The following is a 17,814-nucleotide window of genomic DNA, read 5'->3' as shown; positions in this document are numbered from 1 at the left end:
TCCTGTACAGTACAGAAACCATCTTCTTCAGAGTGCCTAACCTTTTTTCAATTGTTCTTTACACGGGGTACATTTCATATTAGCCGTAACCTTTTGTTTGTCCGAGGACGCAGTTTCCCCGATCCAATGGGCTACCGGCTTAAGCGTGGCGATTGGAACGTCAACGCCGCCTTTAATGTTGAGCTGGCGCACCCGCTTGAAGATTTGTCCATATACCTTCAGTTGTCGGACAACTTCACTTAGGATCGTCGTCGGAATGACAGCGGACACATCGGCCGTTGTTGTCGTAGCATTGGCCCGAAGTTCCGGCGTGATTTCTCCAGTCTTGGCAAACTTCATGAAGGCACTGCGGTATTCTACCGAGCTGTACGGGTCCGCAGGCTGCTCCGACCGCTGATGCTGTTGCATTCCGTATGAGCTGAGTACTTGAGCTTGCGCGGAACCTCCCGGCGCTGGAACTTGGCTTCTGCCTTCAGCTGGCGGCGTGCTTCCTCCTGCTGGTTCCTCCGGAAGCTTGTCCAGTTCGCTGCGGATCTCGCTAATCTCCCCGTTAATGCCATCCAGTTCAGTGTTAATGCTCCGCAGCTCTTCAATCGTTGTGGCCTTATCAGCCTGAATCCCCAGATCTTTCTTGCGCGCTTCTTTCTGTCCCAGCAGTTTCTCCAAAAATTTTCTCATCGTTCATCAACCTTTCAAGAGTATTTGACTTCGTAGGCGTAACATTTCAAGCTCGTTGTTCGAACTCGCCAGTTCGGACCGCGCACTCTCCAGTGCGGCGCGGGCACTTTCCAGTGCCTGCTCGTCACGAGCGTTTATATCAGTTCCGGCATAGGCAGGAAAGGATACCGCAGATACTTCAATGACGCGGGCAATATCAAGGATTCGGCGAACCGGCATATCCGTGTCCAGCCCTTCCCACTTCTGATCCCGGATGAAAAAAATAAAGGACATGCCGTTAACGTCCTGCCTTGCGATGGACGAATGCAATGCCCTTGCCTCGGTATTATTTTCGATGTCCAGATTTCCCCGGACGAGCAGACCCGTGTCATCCACACTCAGCTGCAGGGTCGAATTCGCATTGTTATTACGGCTTCTAGCTAGTGGTATGCTTTGTAAATTGTGATTCACCGTAAGCACCACGTCTCTGAAATCCGTTTTTGAGAATGCCGTTCGTTCAATGATTTCCTCGTACCATCCACCAATGACGGTTTTTTGATCAAACACGGCAGCATGTCCCTGAATGACCCCGCTCTCCTGCTCGGCCCTTAAATCCGGAAATGTGAAGGAACGCTTTTCCCTGGTCATCAGATCCGGAAGATTAGTCTTGCTCATTGTCTTCCACCGCCTTTCCCTTGTTCATGTTTGATATCTGGTATTGGTTGATCAGTGTAACATCAATATAGTTCAGGGATTGTGTCCGGCGCTCACCACCCTTCACGGGCGGATACCCAAGCAGCTTCAGCTTCTGGTTATCACTGAGCAGGCCCTGTTCGCCGGTCACTTTGATCAAATTCAGCTTGGCCCCGGTGCTGAGATAGTTCATATCCCGGTGATACCAAATGATCTCATTGCCTACATCCAGCTCCCGCTCTGTGAACAGGACCTTCGAGAACTTTTGGCCAAGATAAATGACCAGCGGCTCGAGCGCTTTTTCATAAAACGCCTGATACTGGTCATCGTTGAATTCGCCGGTGATGATCGGCAAGGATACTCCGAACCAATTCAGCACACTTTGCTGAAGGAATGCTAGAGTATCCTTATCTATGAATTTGACATCCCCCTTAATCGGGATGTATTCCCCTTTTAAGTCAACCGGCAATATCCCGCTTTCACCTGAAGCGATCAGGCGTTCAAATCTTGCACGCTCCGCCCGGCTGGCATCATCGTCCATCATGGTTGACACTTTGAGCACCGCCTGAACAGCTGCATTAATCTTGGCCGCTCTTGATAACCCTTGGGATAGTGTATGATTCGTTTCGAGCACCTTCAGCAATGCGGCGTTATCCGGCTGGCCGTTCATCCCGCCGCCCATCATCTCGTTCACCGAGAATTTCTTACGCAGATGGATTACGTCCGCATATGGGAACATGAAATTTGTTCCGTTCGGGAAATAGAAGCGAATCAGCATAACGCCTTGCGGGTCCTGAAGAAATTCGACTCGGCTTGGATTGATAGGATAGAAGGCGCGGTATGTCCGCTTCTCGATGCCGCTGCTGGAATCCGAATCAAAGATCGGTATGATAAAGGCGTTGTAATTCATGAACAGCAGCCAGATCGTTTTTTCGATAAATTCACTGGTTGTCATCAGCGGATTCGGACCAAACTTCAGCAACCGGTTAATGTTGCCCTTCGGGATATGCTGTTCATCATCCCCATGGCGGATATGCCGCGGTTGAAGCTTGCTCATCTCTGTTGCAATCACGTTGATGCAGTTCTGAACGATATCGGATGCATAGATATCTGTCCCGAATTGGCTAAAGATCGGCAGCCCACCGCTCATCATACGCATGGTCTTCGCGTCTTTTCGCTGACTGGCCCAGCCTCGAAGCACGTCCAATAACGACATGGTATTCCTCCTTTCCTTAGAATTAAGCGGACAGCCGCAGAAAATCGCTTCGGTTATCCAAGTACACCCGATAACAGATGATCAGCGTCACAGCGCCGTCGATCTTTTTATCTTCCTTACCTTGAATTTTGACTGGCATTTGTTCCAGCTTCGAATTGACGGCAATGGACGTATTTTCCAAACACCATCGATCCAGGCTGTCATCGTTGTAATAAATCAGATCACTTCGAAGATCCGCTTCGACCAATCGCATAGGTTCCGACATCGGCCCCCAATCTTGCTTCACACTTACCGTGTCGAACCCGAGGTCTTCCATTTCCTTCGCCCAATAGACGGCGGACCATTTGTCATATCCAATTTTTAAGAATCGAATGCCGTACTCTTTGACGAGCTTGACGAACCACGCTGTTACATGGCTGAAATCATTCTCGTTCCCGTCGCTGATCGTAATGCGGCCTTGTCGAACCCATTCCTTGTATTTGTCCTCATCCTCTTTGGACAGGTTCAGCAGCTTCGTTCGTGGTATAAAGTATTGGGAAACCGTGTACTTCTTCCCATCCTTAATAAACAAGGCTCTTGCACATGCCAAGTCGCCTGACTTGGATAAGTCAACGCCGCCGATGGCGACACGCCCGCGCATTTCTTCCAGTTGAAACGTCTCGTCTTTGCTGTTCCGAATTTCTTCAGCCAACAACCACGCCGCCGCATTGTTGGATTTGATATTGAAATCTTTAGACAACATAAAAACCCGCTCGGCTTTGTCCTTCTGCGCCTTGCGGATTTGGTCTTTGATGTATTTGACTTTCTTGATACTGCCCAAACTTGGATTGGACTTCTGCCAGGACTTCGGGTCCTGCCATACTTCCTGTTCGCTGTCCTGTGTGTACAGCCAGGCCAGCAGCGTGGCGTCCTCCTGTTCGCCCTCCAGGACTCCCCTCGCATACTTCAATTCCTGATCGAGATAACCGTCATTGACAAACCCCTCGGTCGTAATGTTGATAAACCATGGCTCGTCCTTGGTGGACTGTGATTGGTCAATGGATTTGGCAATGACGTTCGTTTTCATCTCATGGGATTCATCCAGGATCGCGCCATCGATGTTGCGCCCTTCCTTGTTTCGGGTCTTGTCCGAAATTTTGAAGATCCGGCTGCGGTTCTTTTGATTGTAAATCCCCTTCAGGTTCTTATGCGTCCGTTTGCCTTTCGGATCGAACTGCTCCCGCATGTTGTTGATCTCACCAAAGATTAAATCCGCTTGGCTGTCGTCATTCGAGGAACACACGATATCATTGCCGCCGGTTCCGACCATTAGTTCCGTTAAACACAGCGCCGCGCACAGTGTTGATTTCCCATTTTTCCGAGCGATCAGAAGAATGGCTTTCTTAAATCTGCGCAGCTTCGGCTTCGGCGGATATTCCTCGTAATATCGAAAGTATCCTTCGTCTGACCACTTGAATGAATAAAAAACCTCAATGAACGCTTTCTCCCACAACTCCAATAAAAACGGCTTTCCGTAAAACGGGCTTTTCGTGTGGCGACAAAACGTCTCGATGAACTCGATCCGGAAATGCGCATCTGAAGTATCGTAAATGTAATCCGGGTTTTCCAGATCGGCGACCAGGTTATTCAGCAGTTGCGTTAATTCCTGACCCGCAATAATCTCGCCACGATCAATGGCGCATTTGTATTGCAGTAGGTAGTTAGTCGCCCTGACGTTCACGCAGGAACTTATCGAATTCGTCATCGTCTTCGATCACGTCCTTCATCAGTACCCCATTCAGCGTTTTTACAATAACAGAATAAGAATTGACGTTCTTCAAATACTGCTTGGCCGCTTCGACGGTCCGCTGAAGCCGGGGATTCGTCGGATGGAATTCCACCATGCCGGTCTCTGCCATCCGGCTGCGCAGCTCCGAATTTTCTGCTTTCAGAAAAGCCGCATCTTGAATAAGGCCGTCAACCAGCTCCGCCTTTTCCGGGTCCACTTTACTGAAAATTTCCCGAAGCTTCGCTTCTTCTCGTTTGTAAACTTCAATTTTGGCAGAAATTCGAACCACCTCTCCGATTTTCAAAATTTTGACCTTGTGCGAAAAAAGGGTTCCCTATACGGTCCTGGACGGACCTCCATTTTTTTGTTACCGGGGGGGCTTAGATTTCAGAGATTAATTTTTAATGCGTTAGACGTTCGTTCAAGTACTTCGCGAACAATCTCGTCAGCCTCATCGGTTCCCTTGCTCATCTCAACAGTGACATTAATATCTGAATCGAAATCAGGTGAATGATCATCTATTCCTAAATCCTTTTCAATGCTGTCACACACTTCATTCAATCTTTCGTCGATATCTTTTTCCCAGCTAGCAAGCATATAAGATTTGCCTTCCTTCAGACGGATCAGCCTATCCAGATATTCCATCTTTGCATGTATGTTTGCTCTTGGTTTGTCGAACAACGGAGCAATCAGTTTAGCCTTACCATCCCGCAATTCATCCACCAGGATTGGTTTAGCAGACTTCCTTTTCCACTTAAACATCGTGAGTCCTCCCTTTATCCAAGTGCGCAGTAAGCAGCCATCTTTCTTCTGGCTTGAAATCGCCAAGCAATCTGTCCTCACTGTCAACCCGAAGGCCGTCCTTCAATTGCCTTGTTGGATATCCGCAATATGCGTATGTCCATTCTCTTCTACGCAATCCGTTATCCTGGGCAATCTGTTCAGCTTCTGCAAGATTGGTAGCGGCAATGATGTATCTTTGAAAACCATTAGCATTCATTGATAGCTCACCTCATTCGTTACAATCAGTAGAAACAATAACAAAGGGTCCCCGAACACCTGCACTGAACTGTTCAGCTGCACGTAATGCATCCCGGATTCTTTCTACAGGAGAAAGATCGGTTAATCTCCCTGAAGAGAATAAGCTCCCTTTTGCAATCTCTGACCCACAGCCCACAGCGTCATAGACAGCTGCCGGTCTTCCGACCTGGAAATCATTTTCGATCATAAATAGTTCTCCGCGGTAACCAACTAAAAATGTACCGCCTGATTCTTCACCGCTATCATTCCTAGAATAGCCCCCGTCTTTCAAACACCGACGAACAGCTTCCACGAACTCAGTCACCATATATTCATAGGTGTCCAGTTCAGGTTTGTGATACGGTATATCAAGTTTATATCGCAGGAGTTGTCCCATCCGGAATGAGGAAGTGAACCCCATAATGAACTCGCCTTTCCTAAACGCCTTCTCGTCTGCTCGGATCGTTAAGCTTAATCCTGCAACACCGGCACTATCTCCACCGATATAAACCTTGCCATCATCGACAAGACCAACTATGCATGTCAAACTATTTCACCTCACGGTTGATATTGTTCAAAATAAAAAGCCGCTCATTGAGCGACTTAATTAATCCCTATAAACGTTTCCCCGTCCTCTGTTATCTGGTGTATCGATTCAACATCCACGTAAAATGCATCATACTCCACACGGACCGTAAGATTTTCATCAAACCGGCTTAGCTTCTCGATCAATTCTTTAATAGTCAATCCACTCAGCTCCTTTGCCTGATTATCTCATCACGGTTGATATTGTTCAAACCACTTATCGATGTAGCCACGCCATTCATCCCGGCGATGCTTCCGGTCCTCGTCCACTTCAAGGCGCGCCAGGCATTCCTCGCGACTCACATCACAGAAGATTAGCTCTGCCCCTAAGTCATCGGTCAGACGTTCACGCTTCCGCTTGTCCGCATACCCACCGATCACCCAAGCGCTACGCCACTTACCATAGCGCGTCTTGATGTTGTCGATCAGCATGTTATGAATGCCTCTCACATTAAATAACAGCCCGTCAGGCTTGTCATAGTTCGGAAGCATGGACACCGCAGCATACAGCCTATCCATATCCACGATCAAATCCCCTCGTGTCATGTGCTGCTGAACATAATCCTCGTGTCCTGCCAGCGGCGGACCGTAAACAACATAGACACCCTTTTCTTTTTGATAGCCGAACCGGCCGTGAATCTCGTTATGGCATTCATGGTGAACCACCAGGATATTCTCAGGATTCAGGGAGATGTTTACGTCATGGACGTTCTCAGGAGTCAATTCGATAATATGGTGAAGGGTTAGCTCGCTGGACTTAATCACATATTTTCCACAGTGTTCACAGCGCATCCCGTTGTCTCTAATCGCTCGTTCATTGATCACAACCAGACGGAACTTTTGCCACGCTTCACTAGCATAGAAGCTTTTCAGGATCGCATATCTAGCCATATCACCACGCCTCCGACTTAAGCTTATTCACTTCAAGCTGCATCCGCTCTACCTTCAGCTGTAGTTCCTCGGTGGTCAGCTCATTGCGGTCAAACTGATCAAGCATTGTCACGCAACGCATCTTCCTACCCTGAATGGCCGTGAGCGCGCTATGTATTTGAAGCATTCGCTCAAGCTTCTGCGGCTCTTTCGTCTTCTCTTCCACAATCTGCTTTTGCACAGTCTTAACCGGCTTAAACTGCGGAACACCATTCACAAAGTGAAGTGTCTCCGCACCTTCTGCCTCTGGATCGTCCTCTTCATAGAACTGATACTTCCGTTCAATGCTGATCCGATCATGCCCCGCCTCAATCTCATTCATGTTTTTCATCAACATGAACTCCCGATACTCTAGCAGCGCAATTTCATTAACAAGTATCTGTCGCGGATCGGTTTCCATCTGCATGAGCTTCAGTTTATGTTCGGCTGCAATCTGGCTCATCCACATGGATTCATACATGCCATGCTTCCAGCCATTCTTATTCCCCGGTGGAGCGCCACCGCCTTTATTTCCTACAGCATTGGTATTTCCCGGCTGCCCTCCGCGCTTACGTCTCGGCCTAGCCTCCCAAGCATCCTCATGCTTCCACTTTCGAACGAGGGATGCGGATACCTCCAAGCGCTTGGCAATATCAACAAGCGGCATCGTTCGATTGCTTTTTTCCCACAAACTAAATGCCTTGTCTCGTTTTTCACTGCGTCCTCTACTCACCTCATCACCACCACCTCCGAACGGTATTCGAGTTTGGACAGTACACTTTTAACAGTTGTTTCCAAACGTTACTTCAGTGAGCTAAAGGTCGTCGTCTCTTTTCTTCTAAATACTGGTTTTTGAGTGAAACATAATGGTAATACTGTTGCACTCGTTTTAGGCAAAAAAAATTGCGTTTCTTCATATATGGATCTCTCCATCATGAAGTCACTGCAACGAACGCGGAATTATGTTGCACTGAAATTAGCGAAGAGCCATGATAGCCCGGTCCATCATATCCTGTGTAAGCCCGATATAGTCCAAAGTTTCCCTCGGATCACTATGACCGAACATATCCATTAGTAACGCTAGATTCTCTGGATTCTGCATATATAACCGATAGGCCCATGTCTTTCTCAATGTGTGACAACCTATTTCCTTTAGACCGAATTCCCTGGCTGCATCATTCAGAAAACGATAGGCAGTTGTTCGGTCAATCGGCTGGTTTTTCATGCGGCTTATCTTCTTCCGCTGCCTGCTGGCAAACAGGAAATCCGATCCCTTCATACCGGATATGTACTCATCCAGATCACTTCGAATACTTGGATGGATAATGAACCGTTTAGCATGTTTGTTCTTTTGCTCGATCAAGCTAACATGAGAGCCGCGAACCTCGTCAACCCGAAGTTTACATAAATCGGATACCCGTAGTCCGCTGTAGATCCCAATACAAAAGAACAAATAGTTGCGCATACTCCGCAGCAGGAAGTATTCCTTCATCCCGTCTATGATTCGTTCATCACGAATCGGCTGTACTTTCTTCATACCACCACCTCAATGATTACATGAGCAAAAGAAATGCCGCCCCCGAAGGGACGGCTATGAAAAAAAGGTTGTGAAACTGTTGTCAGTTGGCCTTGATAGGATTCGAACCTATCCATTCCATTAGGCCATAATAATAAGCGGTGATCTTACCCGCCTTCCCCGCATCCATACCGCCGCAACTGAGCGCTCCGGCTTCCCCCTATGACAGCAGGGCAACCATTCAGCATGATCGAGTCCTACCGGGATAACGGGCAGTAGGCACACCGGAGAGTTTGAATTCCTCTCTATGTGCCTACTTTATAATTGATCAACCGTCACTTTGGCGTCATAACACCGTCAATCCAGCGTCATTTCACCGTCAGTTTACCGTCACTTTTTCCAATGATTCCGCATAGTTTAAGATGTTCCGCGATAGTGTCCACCCCAACACCGATACGGCGGTCAATAGTCTTCTCGCTTCTCCCTCGCTTCGCCCAAAAAGTGTCGATCGTGCCAGAGTACTTAACTCCTTTAATGTACCTATGTTCGAAAATCTTTCTGACTTCATCATCTATAATCAAACCGACAGCAACATTTATTTCATCTACGACCGGACCACCTTCATTTAATACTTTCCGCTGCTCGGGAGTAAGGCTTTCGGGATCTCTCCGTCTCACGTCCTTAACCTGCCTGGAAAGCTTCGGGTAATCACTCAACAGTTTTTTCACAATCTTGCGCTCGGATTCCGTCACGCTTGGAAATATCTCCATCTGCATCACCGCAGCCCCCATAGTTGGCTCCTTTCTTTCATATTTATGCTTTGGCCTCTCCCAACGCATGTTGAGCGAACGTTTCAGCTTTGGACCATCGAATTTGACCTTCGCTTCCTTTACGATCAATCGGTATATAGCCGGTAGTTAATATTCCTTCTTTAACTTCTATCTTTTCAAGACGGCGTAACAATCCATTACGATATACGTATGTTCGGCCAGTCTTTAATTTATCGATTCTCATGTCATGCCTCCTTGATTTCTTCCCTCTTAGACACCCAAGCAAAACCGAATCCTTTTCGGATTGGATCTTCAATTACGTAAGCCACTCCTTTTGGAACGTAGATGCCTGGTTCTACTCGTAATACTCCAAATCTGGTATCAATCGTTTGATTTTGAGAAATCGGAGCTGATGGGCAAACCACCAGCTTCAAGTTCTCTATCCTGCTACCCTTACGAATCACCCGACTTAACGCATCATCGACCATTTGAGCTGCTTTCGGGATAAGTGTACTCATTTCGCTTTTTCTGACATTCGTCCAAGCAGGCCAGTGACTGCATTTAAAAATCTTTCATGTTCATCAGGGGCTGTTGTTTTAATTTCATATAATGCTCCGAGCAGATTATCAAAATCCTTGACTACTGTTTCGAAAATCACAGCGAACTTTGCCATTGCCTTGTTTTCATTTCGCTTCACTTGTTCGCGCAGCTGGGCCAACTCTTTCTCTACATCTTCCGGAACCTTTTCAATAATTTCGGGTGCCGGGATATCAATCGGCTTGGCCTTGAGCTGTTTTTCAAGCTCTTTGATTTTCTTCTTATTGTCCACTAGCTCGGATTCTTTTTGATTCAGTTTGGTCTGGATCTTGTTAATCTGCTCGACATCTCCGGTTTTTTGAGCTGCTTCCAGATCAGCCTTGTAACGTTCGGCAAGCTCATAGTTCATACCGTTCTGCTGTTGCATTTCAGACAGGCTGATTTTAAGTTTTTCAAGTTCCAATCGTTCATACTCGGTTTGTTCATTAGCTTTTTTCAGTTGCTTTTCTAGTTCCTTTTTTTCTTTAATCAGGGTCTGCAGCTCTCTCGTTGACAGATCGCCTACCTTGTTCTCTTCCGCGAAAATTTCACGTTCTTCGGCCGGAATGGAGAGTAACGCGACCGCTTGCGTGTAACTCAAATTCGCAAACGCTTGGGAATTCTCATACTCTTCGGACAATCGCATGAAGTTGTTTGCCGTTGACTGACTATAATTCACATTGTCCTGGAGCCAGCCTTCCCATTCACCGTGGGGAACCAGTTCTTTGGCTTCCTTTAACTTCTTGCCGATATCGATAGCGGATTGGAGCATGTACTTCCTTGCTTGTTCGTCGACTGATCTTATTTCAACGGCAATTACATCCGGTGTACGGGTCAATACCAACGTTTCTTGAACTGGCACAATTTTGCTCTGAACCTCTTCCTTTTTCTTACGAGTTGTCATTTCGCAACAGCTTCCTTCCTTTTTTCAGTTAGTTTATGGCTCTTGAATTTCTGGACAAATCGCTTCACTTCATCCGTCATTGCTGAATTCTTGAATCCCCTTGTTTGTGTAATCTCGTTTTTCTTTATTTCCATGGTGTAGTAGGGGCATTCAGGCTTATCTTTTAAGCGAATGAACAGGATCGTTGTTTTTCCTCTGGCATGATCATCAGCGTATCGGGCAACACAATGATTCAGCGTCTTTCCTTCTTTGATAATTTCATCTGCATTACCAGGAGGCCGTATGATGAATCTCTGATCTTCAAACGCATATTTTTGAAGAGCCTCCGCCCGTTTTATCATCTTCATTCTGGCAATTTCATCTATTTTGGTTTTGACGAGACTCATTGTTCTTTGATGTTCCTCGTGCAAGTTTTTCGGATATAGAATCAAGTCGTGTGCCAAATCTAATTCAAGCGTCTCACAATCTCGGATATAGTCACGCCAGGCGATCAGCAAGCCAGAACAAGTTCTATACGTTTCACAGTTTCTTATTTGCTTCCCCATATAGTTCATTGCCTTACGTAAGGAACTGTATTTAAGAACAACATTTAGTTCGTTTAACACATCGCCTACCGATTTAGTGAAAAAGGACTTTATCTCCTGTAATGTCGGTGGCGCGCTGTCTTTTCGAGACATCTGAAATAAACGTAATTGCATTGGATTTAAGCCTTTCATGCCTTTGAGGACCAAGTTTAAATCCTGTTTGCTTAGTCTCAGAACTTCATGGAACTGTTTTGCTCTCCAGTTGATACAGCTATATGTTTTTTGATCGAATAATTTAGCACTCACAAAATATTTAAAACCCACTTTCGTTAAAATCTCTACGACTGGATATTTGCTATACAGTGCAAAGAATTTAATATAATCCGGTTGGGGTTGCTCGTGCTGATCCCATGTGCTGTACTGGAACGGTGTACCTTGGATTGCTTCCTTGATGCTGTCTATCGAACACCGACTATTAGAGCATGAGGACTGCGCCCACAAAGAATGAACAGACTGTGCTTCCTTCCAACCACCCCACCACTCATACATGGTTGCTCTACCTGGGTTATCTGATTCAAATAGATACCGGGCTACGGCCACATATTTCGTTTCGACTTTCGTGTAATCTCCAGAATAGTTCCGATATACTCTAAACGCTTGTGCGATGATTGCTGAATCTGGATTAATCTTCGATTTCTCATAGTAGACAACGAATCCATGATCGGATAAATACTTCCGGCTCATGCCGTGGTTTTTGATTTTACATTTAGATCGACAGTGCGGGCATTCTGTGCTGTTGTTATGCTTCAAGTCGCCTGTAGTACGAAAACGATTGTTACAATGTGTGCAGTAACCATACTGGACCCTGGCTACTCTACGGATGAAAATATACCGGCTATCCCGCAAAACCGTTTCTGTTACGTAATCCTTGATTTCCTGGCTTATCGATTTTGGAAAGTGTTTGTTACACTCCTTGTATGCTTGGTTCATAGCGGCGCTCACCTCACAAGAAATCGTCAAGCTTCACATCGAATCGTGAAACTTGAGGTTGTCCATTGATCCCAAAGTAATTCAAAACGATTGCATATCCTTCTTCATCCGTTAACATGGCCATACCGTTTGATTGCTTCTTCATGGCCTCTTTCTTCATCGCTTCCAAGCTCTTCGCAATGGTCTTACCTTCCGCTAGGATCTGCTCCGCACTGTCTGAATGGGCTTGTACATGCTGTATTAAAAAGTTACCGATGACCTGGATATAGGGGTTCCTTTTGCTGCTCGTGATTTCGTCTTGCAGCTTCTTCACTGCTTGTTCCATCTCACTTCACCCTTTCGATTTATCTCTTACTCCATCGCCTCTCCGGCGTTTCAGCACTCGTAATTCCAATTCGTTGACTTTGCTCATGTCGATCTGCTCAATGAACCTGGGCCACATCGGCACATAGCGGTAACTGCTGAGTTCTCTGGAGCAATATACATAAGCAGCAGGCTTTTCCTTTTTACCTACTGGACAACCAAGCTGAGAGCAGCGTGTAAACGGTAATAGTATGTCAGCGACAGGTTCAGGTGCGCCGACCCATTTCCCTTCCCAAACCCAATCTCCGTTGATTTCAATCTGACGTGGGATGAGACAAGGCATCCGGGAGGCTTGCGCCTGGGCTTTGTTTAACCAGAGCCTACGCATCCGGTTTACCCGACATCTGACGTGCAAACTCCATCATTTCGGCCATTTCCTCATCTGACACATGATGGCCGTCTGTTACGCTAGGTACGACATCAATTTTGGTTTTTTCAGACGTACCTGAGTATTTTTTGCCTTGCTTCGGCCGACGCATTTCTAATACCAGTTTTGGGAATTGGTCACGGAACTTAGAAGCACTGAGAACATTGGATTTCCAAAACGAATCAGTTACTACCCAATCCATGACTTTACGAATTAGATTTTTGTCTTCCTGCTTGTCCACTTCAACAAGCAACCTAAAATCATTGGCCCAAGTCTGTAAATTGGTTTTAGCAGTGAGATGCATCAATCCTTCAGCTTTAGCCATTTCATCAACTTTTGTCTTGAAGTAACTGGCCATTTTGTAATATGGATTATCCTCATCGTATTTGGGTTTTTCCTTGGAACCCTTCCCCTTTTTAGGATCATGAGAAGGGGCGTCCCCTGAAGGCGGTAACGACTCAGGGGGTAATTCTTTTTTCTCTATTTCTTTACTTTCCTTTACTTTACTTTCCTTTACTTTACTTTGTGGTATTTGTGCTGACGGGTTGTTACATTTATCAGGGTTAATGTAAACATTAACTATGTTTCCGTCTGCATTAACTATGGTGATATCATGAGATACCTTTTTACATTCTTCTGCTGGGTCGATCAGCAGGTAATCATCTATGATGGTGATGGACTTCCGGCGCTTAGCAGCTTCAATAAAACGCTTTTGAAAACCCTTGGATGTTAGTACGCCTTCTGCATCAAACACTTTTTGATTGAAGAAACCCCATTTAATGCAATCATTTACGATTTCTTTTACTCGGTTAATGTCAACATTAACCCTGTTACTGAATACATAATGTTCACGTTCAGTCCATGGATAGAAGTAACCCTTACGGTATACTTCTCCCATGAGCTTCACGATGACACCAAGCCCTTCCATTCCGAACTTGGCCAGGGGAACAATCAGTTTATCGTCCTGGTCAAAATCGATATCTAACGGGAAATAGTCCAGGCTCTCCTTTAATGGACGGGCCATCACCTCTCTCCCCTTTCTGCATCACTATTCAAATGACTTAATTTTGTGGTATAATCGAACAAACAAATTTTTTAAAAAGCTTCGACTTAGATCACGTTTCCCAGACGTGATCTTTGTTCATTTTTAGGTATTCTGTTGCACGATTCCGGTTCTTCTACCGGATCAATGCGCAACAATGTTCCTTTGAGCGCCCTGATTCTTTGATCTAGGGAAATCATCAACTTAAGATCGTTAGCGGAATGGGCCTCCATGAACCTACGGTATAGAGAATTTAGTTCTTTCCTGATCGAACGGCGCTCCTTGTCCCGCTGAGCAAATACATCTCTCATGCTTGTCCCTCCTTTCTTCGAAGTTCAGATTCTAATCTGAATATTTCACTATCAATAAATTCAGAACCAGCATTGTACAATAGGTGTGCGTTCTGTTTAATCCTCAAAAGTTCATTAAGTCGTATCCTTGCCGCACACCTTTGCATCAATCTTTCAGGAGTCATACACTGTCCCCCAAACTATCCAGTTTTTTTTCTCTTCTCCGCCTCTGCTTTAAGTTGCTCCATACGAATTCTGATACCTTTTGCAAGTATTTTCACGAATTCTCTTTCATAGGGTTCAAGAGTGCGTTTTGACATTTCATGCCCTCCTTCTCAAAGTAACTAAAAATCTCATTTTCCAGCTGTTCGATTTCATCATTCAGGAAGGATGGATCTATACCCATACTTCTCAAGTTTCCAAGGACATCCTTAAGGCTGTTCATGTTGCCCTCCTTCATTGTCCGGACGCTATTGCCTTAAGCACTTCATCCGGGATTATTTCTTTGTACTTTGCCAATGTTAATTTCTCGTATGTTAGGGAAGTAACTGAAGAAAGTACAACCGCCAATGCCTTATTCACTTCATCAGAAGGCGGTGGCATTAAACCTCTGGATATCTTGCTTAAATACGAACGCGAAATTGCTTTGTTATGAACTTTGCATTGTTCGACTATATGAGAATAAGACCAACCACTTTCCTTTACGGCACTGCGTAACAATTCGGAATAATTCAAAAAATCACACCTCCTTTCCGATCGTTTACTAATCGGTGAACGATTCGTTAAGTAAATAGTAAACGGTAATATCGTTTCAGTCAATAGTTAAAAATAAATCATGGTGTTGACTTTTTACTGAAACAAAAATACAATTAGTATCAAATGAAAGGAGTGTCTCAATTGAATTACTATGAGTTGCTGCGAAGTTATATAAAGGAATCTGGATTATCTCTTTCTGTGATATCCGAAAAGCTTGAACAATATGGCTATAAAGTTAGTAAGGGGTACATCAGTCAATTGCAGAATGGTAAAACGGAGAATCCAGCAACCGAGGAATTGAATAGAGCACTCGCAGCAGTAACAGGCGGAGACGTTGAACAATTACTCACTGCCGCACTGATTGAAAAGGCACCAATTGAAATTAAAGAGAAAATAACAAAACTGAGTATGTTAAAGGAATTGAGACAAGACCTAAATAAAGCTCTAATTATTGAAGAAACCCCCGCTCAATATATTGCTGAGAGTCTTGTAAAGGTTCCTGTTCTTGGTTCGATCGCAGCCGGTCAACCAATAGATAGGATTGAATTGATTGAGGATATTGAATACATAAACAAGTCTGTTGTTCGTGGTAATGAAGCTTTTTGTCTTCGCGTTAAAGGCGATAGTATGATCGGGGATAACATTGCTGAAGGTGATATTGTCGTATGTATCAAACAGAAAGAAGTCTCTTCCACTGATATTGCGGTTGTTGCTATCGAAGGAGAAACGGCCACGGTGAAACGAATTAAATGCGAAGGCTCCATTTGTATCCTGATGCCTTCTAATCCAAGATTGCAGCCAACGATTGTTGATTCTTCAAAAGTAGAGATCATTGGAAAAGTTGTTGAGTTGCGTAGAAGATTTTAATTCACTGTAGGAGAGTGGCACATATGGATTTACATTATATTGGTGTCAATAGTCGAGGCCGCAAAGAATGGGCGGAACGTGAACTCGCAGCTCCATACCGTCCAGAAGGATTGGTTATGGAAGAATGGAAAGTTGAGCAATACAGACCATTTGTAGAAGGTATACGCGCTTGTATTGGACGTGATCTAACCAAAGATGAACTTAGTACGATTGCTTGGTTGTCTGGTTACGAACAAAGCACGATTGACAGTATCATGAGCCTTATTACATCTGCCAATCTTCATAGGAAAGATAGCTTATCAAAAGTTGAAAAGTGAATGTAATTTTCAACCATTCTTCAATCAGCTTCTCCACTGGAAAGGAGGTGAAAAATTAAAATGGTTGTTAGACAAAAAGAAGCCGAGGTTATTGAAGCTGTCGGATATATCCGCCAAAGTGATGAACGACAGGACAAAGAGGACATTTCTGAGCAAACTCAGTTGAGGAAAATCGAAGCGTTTTGTGATTTTAACGGATTCAAATTGGTCAAAGTATTTAAAGATATCGACTATTCAGGATTCCGCATAAAATATACTAAACGACCTGGACTGATGGAAGCATTGGAGTACGTTGAAAATAGGCCTGCGGTTAAGAAATTCGTATTCTTTAACCTGTCCCGACTTACTCGCTTGAGGAAGGATTTCCAGGCTATACACGAAACATTAAAGACGTTAAGTATCGACATTTGTTCTGCATCTGAGGCTGTGGATTTTAGTACAGCAAACGGCCGCTTTGTTGCAGGTATCTTGGTGGATATGAACGAGTATTATAGTGATAGCTTGAGCGATACAATGAATGAAACTAAAAAAACCAACGCCGAAAAAGGACGTTGGAACGGTGGACCGGCTCCGTATGGTTTGGTAAAAAATAAAGATGGTTACGGATTTGTTGAAGATTTTGACGTTAGCTATTATATTCGCAAAGGGTTCCAGATGGCTAAAGAAGGAAAGGGTCCTTATCTAATTGCAAGATGGTTCAATAGTCAAAACTTCAAAACAAAAACGGGAAAAGAATGGTCGCCTCGGGGAGTGCGATACATGCTGACCAATCCTACCTATGCCGCTATGCAACGATGGAAAGATAAATATTACCCTTTACTTGTATGTCCGGAGTTAGTCACATGGGATGATTTCCAATACATCCAATCAACATTGTTCGGAAACGACAATGTTTGGAAAGGGAAACAACGGCAATTGCTATCGTCAATCATGATCTGTCCTTTATGTGGGTCAAGAATGCACTCAAGGTATTTTAACAATAGGTCAAATCGAAAATATGTATGTAGCCGTAAGATCCAAACCGGAGATTGTAAGAGTCCCAACATCGATCAAGCTTCCCTAAACACCGCTGTAATTAACCTCATAGGCAAGATTGCGGAAGAAAAATTTGAACCAGATCATATATTGCCTGAGCTTGGAGATACCGAAGACAAAGGTCTAAATTCGATCCGTAAACTTCAGGATGAATTATCAAATATCGAGCGAGCAGAACAACAAGTATTTGACGATTATTATTTGCACAAAAAATTAAATGATGATCAATATAACAATATTATTAGGCGGTACGAAAAACGGAAGCAGGAAATACACAAGCTTCTGGACAAAATTCCTTTGCCGGTATCCAGATCCTTTGGGGATTATGACGATGCACTCAAAGATTTTGCAGAAGCCATTGAAGTTCTCGATGATGATGACAAAAGGAGATCCGTGGAACTCTTAGTCGAGAAGATCGTACCCGGCGCGCCAACGCTGGTACATTTCAAATGGGGAGAAGTTAAACAAATTGTACCCACAGAAACAAAGAAATACAAGTCTAAGCTGATCATCTACTAAAAAAAATAGACCGCGAAAATCGCGGCCCGTTGCCCATTTTAGAGCAACACACTTTTAGGATAGGAGTGGAGAGAAACCATACTGTACTTTTATTATATGTATACGTTTACATTCTGTCAATACTGAAAAC

25 protein-coding genes are annotated in these 17,814 nt (G+C 44.6%); 3 read left to right on the top strand and 22 right to left on the bottom strand.

The genetic code is table 11. The annotated features are described in order from the left end of the window. Positions 1-36: 36 nt before the first annotated feature. The 22 genes from AM231_RS06075 to AM231_RS05975 all read right to left on the bottom strand — a co-directional run bounded on the left by AM231_RS06075 (position 37) and on the right by AM231_RS05975 (position 14,925). On the bottom strand, positions 37-678 hold the full coding sequence (locus AM231_RS06075; RefSeq protein WP_054401688.1) for a phage major capsid protein: 642 nt from the start codon (positions 676-678) through the stop codon (positions 37-39). 6 nt (positions 679-684) lie between these two features. Continuing rightward, positions 685-1,332 carry an HK97 family phage prohead protease gene (locus AM231_RS06070; protein WP_054401687.1) on the bottom strand — a complete coding sequence of 216 codons (648 nt, stop codon included), beginning with the start codon at positions 1,330-1,332 and terminating at the stop codon, positions 685-687. Next, the gene (locus tag AM231_RS06065) at positions 1,319-2,566 is read right to left on the bottom strand and encodes a phage portal protein (RefSeq protein WP_207383534.1); all 1,248 of its coding nucleotides are present in this window, start codon (positions 2,564-2,566) and stop codon (positions 1,319-1,321) included. Before AM231_RS06065 ends, AM231_RS06070 begins: the two co-directional genes overlap by 14 nt. 22 nt (positions 2,567-2,588) lie before the next feature. Next, positions 2,589-4,286 carry a terminase large subunit gene (locus tag AM231_RS06060; protein WP_207383533.1) on the bottom strand — a complete coding sequence of 566 codons (1,698 nt, stop codon included), beginning with the start codon at positions 4,284-4,286 and terminating at the stop codon, positions 2,589-2,591. After that, entirely contained in the window at positions 4,267-4,638 is a 372-nt protein-coding gene (locus AM231_RS06055; RefSeq protein ID WP_207383532.1) for a hypothetical protein, read from the bottom strand. Before AM231_RS06055 ends, AM231_RS06060 begins: the two co-directional genes overlap by 20 nt. A gap of 83 nt (positions 4,639-4,721) precedes the next feature. Continuing rightward, positions 4,722-5,096: a hypothetical protein gene (locus tag AM231_RS06050; protein WP_054401685.1), complete on the bottom strand. Its 375-nt coding sequence runs from the start codon at positions 5,094-5,096 to the stop codon at positions 4,722-4,724. Next, complete coding sequence (locus AM231_RS06045) at positions 5,089-5,334, bottom strand: hypothetical protein (protein ID WP_054401684.1); 246 nt, start codon at positions 5,332-5,334, stop codon at positions 5,089-5,091. The genes AM231_RS06050 and AM231_RS06045 overlap by 8 nt, the downstream gene beginning before the upstream one ends. Before the next feature lie 12 nt (positions 5,335-5,346). Further along, positions 5,347-5,901: a hypothetical protein gene (locus tag AM231_RS06040; protein ID WP_054401683.1), complete on the bottom strand. Its 555-nt coding sequence runs from the start codon at positions 5,899-5,901 to the stop codon at positions 5,347-5,349. A 56-nt stretch (positions 5,902-5,957) separates the two neighbouring features. Then, positions 5,958-6,101 carry a hypothetical protein gene (locus AM231_RS28975; RefSeq protein WP_165593375.1) on the bottom strand — a complete coding sequence of 48 codons (144 nt, stop codon included), beginning with the start codon at positions 6,099-6,101 and terminating at the stop codon, positions 5,958-5,960. Between the two features lie 30 nt (positions 6,102-6,131). Further along, entirely contained in the window at positions 6,132-6,830 is a 699-nt protein-coding gene (locus AM231_RS06035; protein ID WP_054401682.1) for an HNH endonuclease, read from the bottom strand. Position 6,831: 1 nt separating this feature from the next. Next, positions 6,832-7,581, bottom strand: coding sequence for a phage terminase small subunit (terS, locus tag AM231_RS06030; RefSeq protein ID WP_054401681.1), 750 nt, complete (start codon positions 7,579-7,581; stop codon positions 6,832-6,834). A gap of 243 nt (positions 7,582-7,824) precedes the next feature. Beyond that, positions 7,825-8,385 carry a tyrosine-type recombinase/integrase gene (locus AM231_RS06025; protein ID WP_054401680.1) on the bottom strand — a complete coding sequence of 187 codons (561 nt, stop codon included), beginning with the start codon at positions 8,383-8,385 and terminating at the stop codon, positions 7,825-7,827. A 347-nt stretch (positions 8,386-8,732) separates the two neighbouring features. Continuing rightward, positions 8,733-9,140 (bottom strand): hypothetical protein, encoded by a 408-nt coding sequence (locus AM231_RS06020; RefSeq protein ID WP_131724719.1) that lies wholly within the window; start codon positions 9,138-9,140, stop codon positions 8,733-8,735. 37 nt (positions 9,141-9,177) lie between these two features. Further along, positions 9,178-9,378: a hypothetical protein gene (locus AM231_RS06015; RefSeq protein ID WP_054401678.1), complete on the bottom strand. Its 201-nt coding sequence runs from the start codon at positions 9,376-9,378 to the stop codon at positions 9,178-9,180. 1 nt (position 9,379) lies between these two features. Continuing rightward, a complete protein-coding gene (locus AM231_RS06010; protein WP_054401677.1) occupies positions 9,380-9,652 on the bottom strand; it encodes a hypothetical protein in 273 nt (90 codons plus the stop codon). Next, positions 9,649-10,614: a DUF3102 domain-containing protein gene (locus AM231_RS06005; protein ID WP_054401676.1), complete on the bottom strand. Its 966-nt coding sequence runs from the start codon at positions 10,612-10,614 to the stop codon at positions 9,649-9,651. Before AM231_RS06005 ends, AM231_RS06010 begins: the two co-directional genes overlap by 4 nt. After that, positions 10,611-12,128 carry a PcfJ domain-containing protein gene (locus AM231_RS06000; RefSeq protein WP_054401675.1) on the bottom strand — a complete coding sequence of 506 codons (1,518 nt, stop codon included), beginning with the start codon at positions 12,126-12,128 and terminating at the stop codon, positions 10,611-10,613. Before AM231_RS06000 ends, AM231_RS06005 begins: the two co-directional genes overlap by 4 nt. Before the next feature lie 13 nt (positions 12,129-12,141). After that, the gene (locus AM231_RS05995) at positions 12,142-12,453 is read right to left on the bottom strand and encodes a Cas9 inhibitor AcrIIA9 family protein (RefSeq protein ID WP_054401674.1); all 312 of its coding nucleotides are present in this window, start codon (positions 12,451-12,453) and stop codon (positions 12,142-12,144) included. Between the two features lie 6 nt (positions 12,454-12,459). Continuing rightward, complete coding sequence (locus tag AM231_RS05990; RefSeq protein ID WP_054401673.1) at positions 12,460-12,819, bottom strand: hypothetical protein; 360 nt, start codon at positions 12,817-12,819, stop codon at positions 12,460-12,462. After that, positions 12,812-13,882, bottom strand: a complete 1,071-nt coding sequence (locus tag AM231_RS27995) for a DUF4373 domain-containing protein (RefSeq protein ID WP_082341546.1) — start codon at positions 13,880-13,882, stop codon at positions 12,812-12,814. The genes AM231_RS05990 and AM231_RS27995 overlap by 8 nt, the downstream gene beginning before the upstream one ends. 86 nt (positions 13,883-13,968) lie before the next feature. Beyond that, complete coding sequence (locus AM231_RS05980; protein WP_054401672.1) at positions 13,969-14,211, bottom strand: hypothetical protein; 243 nt, start codon at positions 14,209-14,211, stop codon at positions 13,969-13,971. A gap of 435 nt (positions 14,212-14,646) precedes the next feature. Then, positions 14,647-14,925, bottom strand: coding sequence for a helix-turn-helix domain-containing protein (locus tag AM231_RS05975; protein ID WP_054401671.1), 279 nt, complete (start codon positions 14,923-14,925; stop codon positions 14,647-14,649). Between the two features lie 162 nt (positions 14,926-15,087). Here AM231_RS05975 and AM231_RS05970 point away from each other — a divergent pair, with 162 nt between their 5' ends. The 3 genes from AM231_RS05970 to AM231_RS05960 are packed head-to-tail and all read left to right on the top strand — an operon-like array spanning position 15,088 to position 17,684. Then, on the top strand, positions 15,088-15,813 hold the full coding sequence (locus AM231_RS05970) for a S24 family peptidase (protein WP_054401670.1): 726 nt from the start codon (positions 15,088-15,090) through the stop codon (positions 15,811-15,813). 23 nt (positions 15,814-15,836) lie between these two features. Then, complete coding sequence (locus tag AM231_RS05965) at positions 15,837-16,130, top strand: hypothetical protein (protein ID WP_054401669.1); 294 nt, start codon at positions 15,837-15,839, stop codon at positions 16,128-16,130. A 60-nt stretch (positions 16,131-16,190) separates the two neighbouring features. Further along, positions 16,191-17,684, top strand: coding sequence for a recombinase family protein (locus tag AM231_RS05960; protein ID WP_054401668.1), 1,494 nt, complete (start codon positions 16,191-16,193; stop codon positions 17,682-17,684). Positions 17,685-17,814 lie beyond the last annotated feature (130 nt).

The sequence above is a fragment of the Paenibacillus solani genome, assembly GCF_001277345.1.
GTDB lineage: Bacteria > Bacillota > Bacilli > Paenibacillales > Paenibacillaceae > Paenibacillus_AQ > Paenibacillus_AQ solani.
Note: the sequence above shows the minus strand (reverse complement) of the source record. Positions and strands in the feature narration are given on the sequence as shown.

Bases quoted from the DNA above. Each gene is read 5' to 3' on its own strand.
- AM231_RS06075 (WP_054401688.1), bottom strand. From the start codon at position 678: ATGAGAAAATTTTTGGAGAAACTGCTGGGACAGAAAGAAGCGCGCAAG.
- AM231_RS06070 (WP_054401687.1), bottom strand. From the start codon at position 1,332: ATGAGCAAGACTAATCTTCCGGATCTGATGACCAGGGAAAAGCGTTCC.
- AM231_RS06065 (WP_207383534.1), bottom strand. From the start codon at position 2,566: ATGTCGTTATTGGACGTGCTTCGAGGCTGGGCCAGTCAGCGAAAAGAC.
- AM231_RS06050 (WP_054401685.1), bottom strand. From the start codon at position 5,096: ATGTTTAAGTGGAAAAGGAAGTCTGCTAAACCAATCCTGGTGGATGAA.
- AM231_RS06045 (WP_054401684.1), bottom strand. From the start codon at position 5,334: ATGAATGCTAATGGTTTTCAAAGATACATCATTGCCGCTACCAATCTT.
- AM231_RS06035 (WP_054401682.1), bottom strand. From the start codon at position 6,830: ATGGCTAGATATGCGATCCTGAAAAGCTTCTATGCTAGTGAAGCGTGG.
- AM231_RS06025 (WP_054401680.1), bottom strand. From the start codon at position 8,385: ATGAAGAAAGTACAGCCGATTCGTGATGAACGAATCATAGACGGGATG.
- AM231_RS06020 (WP_131724719.1), bottom strand. From the start codon at position 9,140: ATGCAGATGGAGATATTTCCAAGCGTGACGGAATCCGAGCGCAAGATT.
- AM231_RS06015 (WP_054401678.1), bottom strand. From the start codon at position 9,378: ATGAGAATCGATAAATTAAAGACTGGCCGAACATACGTATATCGTAAT.
- AM231_RS06010 (WP_054401677.1), bottom strand. From the start codon at position 9,652: ATGAGTACACTTATCCCGAAAGCAGCTCAAATGGTCGATGATGCGTTA.
- AM231_RS06005 (WP_054401676.1), bottom strand. From the start codon at position 10,614: ATGACAACTCGTAAGAAAAAGGAAGAGGTTCAGAGCAAAATTGTGCCA.
- AM231_RS06000 (WP_054401675.1), bottom strand. From the start codon at position 12,128: ATGAACCAAGCATACAAGGAGTGTAACAAACACTTTCCAAAATCGATA.
- AM231_RS05995 (WP_054401674.1), bottom strand. From the start codon at position 12,453: ATGGAACAAGCAGTGAAGAAGCTGCAAGACGAAATCACGAGCAGCAAA.
- AM231_RS05990 (WP_054401673.1), bottom strand. From the start codon at position 12,819: ATGCGTAGGCTCTGGTTAAACAAAGCCCAGGCGCAAGCCTCCCGGATG.
- AM231_RS27995 (WP_082341546.1), bottom strand. From the start codon at position 13,882: ATGGCCCGTCCATTAAAGGAGAGCCTGGACTATTTCCCGTTAGATATC.
- AM231_RS05980 (WP_054401672.1), bottom strand. From the start codon at position 14,211: ATGAGAGATGTATTTGCTCAGCGGGACAAGGAGCGCCGTTCGATCAGG.
- AM231_RS05965 (WP_054401669.1), top strand. From the start codon at position 15,837: ATGGATTTACATTATATTGGTGTCAATAGTCGAGGCCGCAAAGAATGG.
- AM231_RS05960 (WP_054401668.1), top strand. From the start codon at position 16,191: ATGGTTGTTAGACAAAAAGAAGCCGAGGTTATTGAAGCTGTCGGATAT.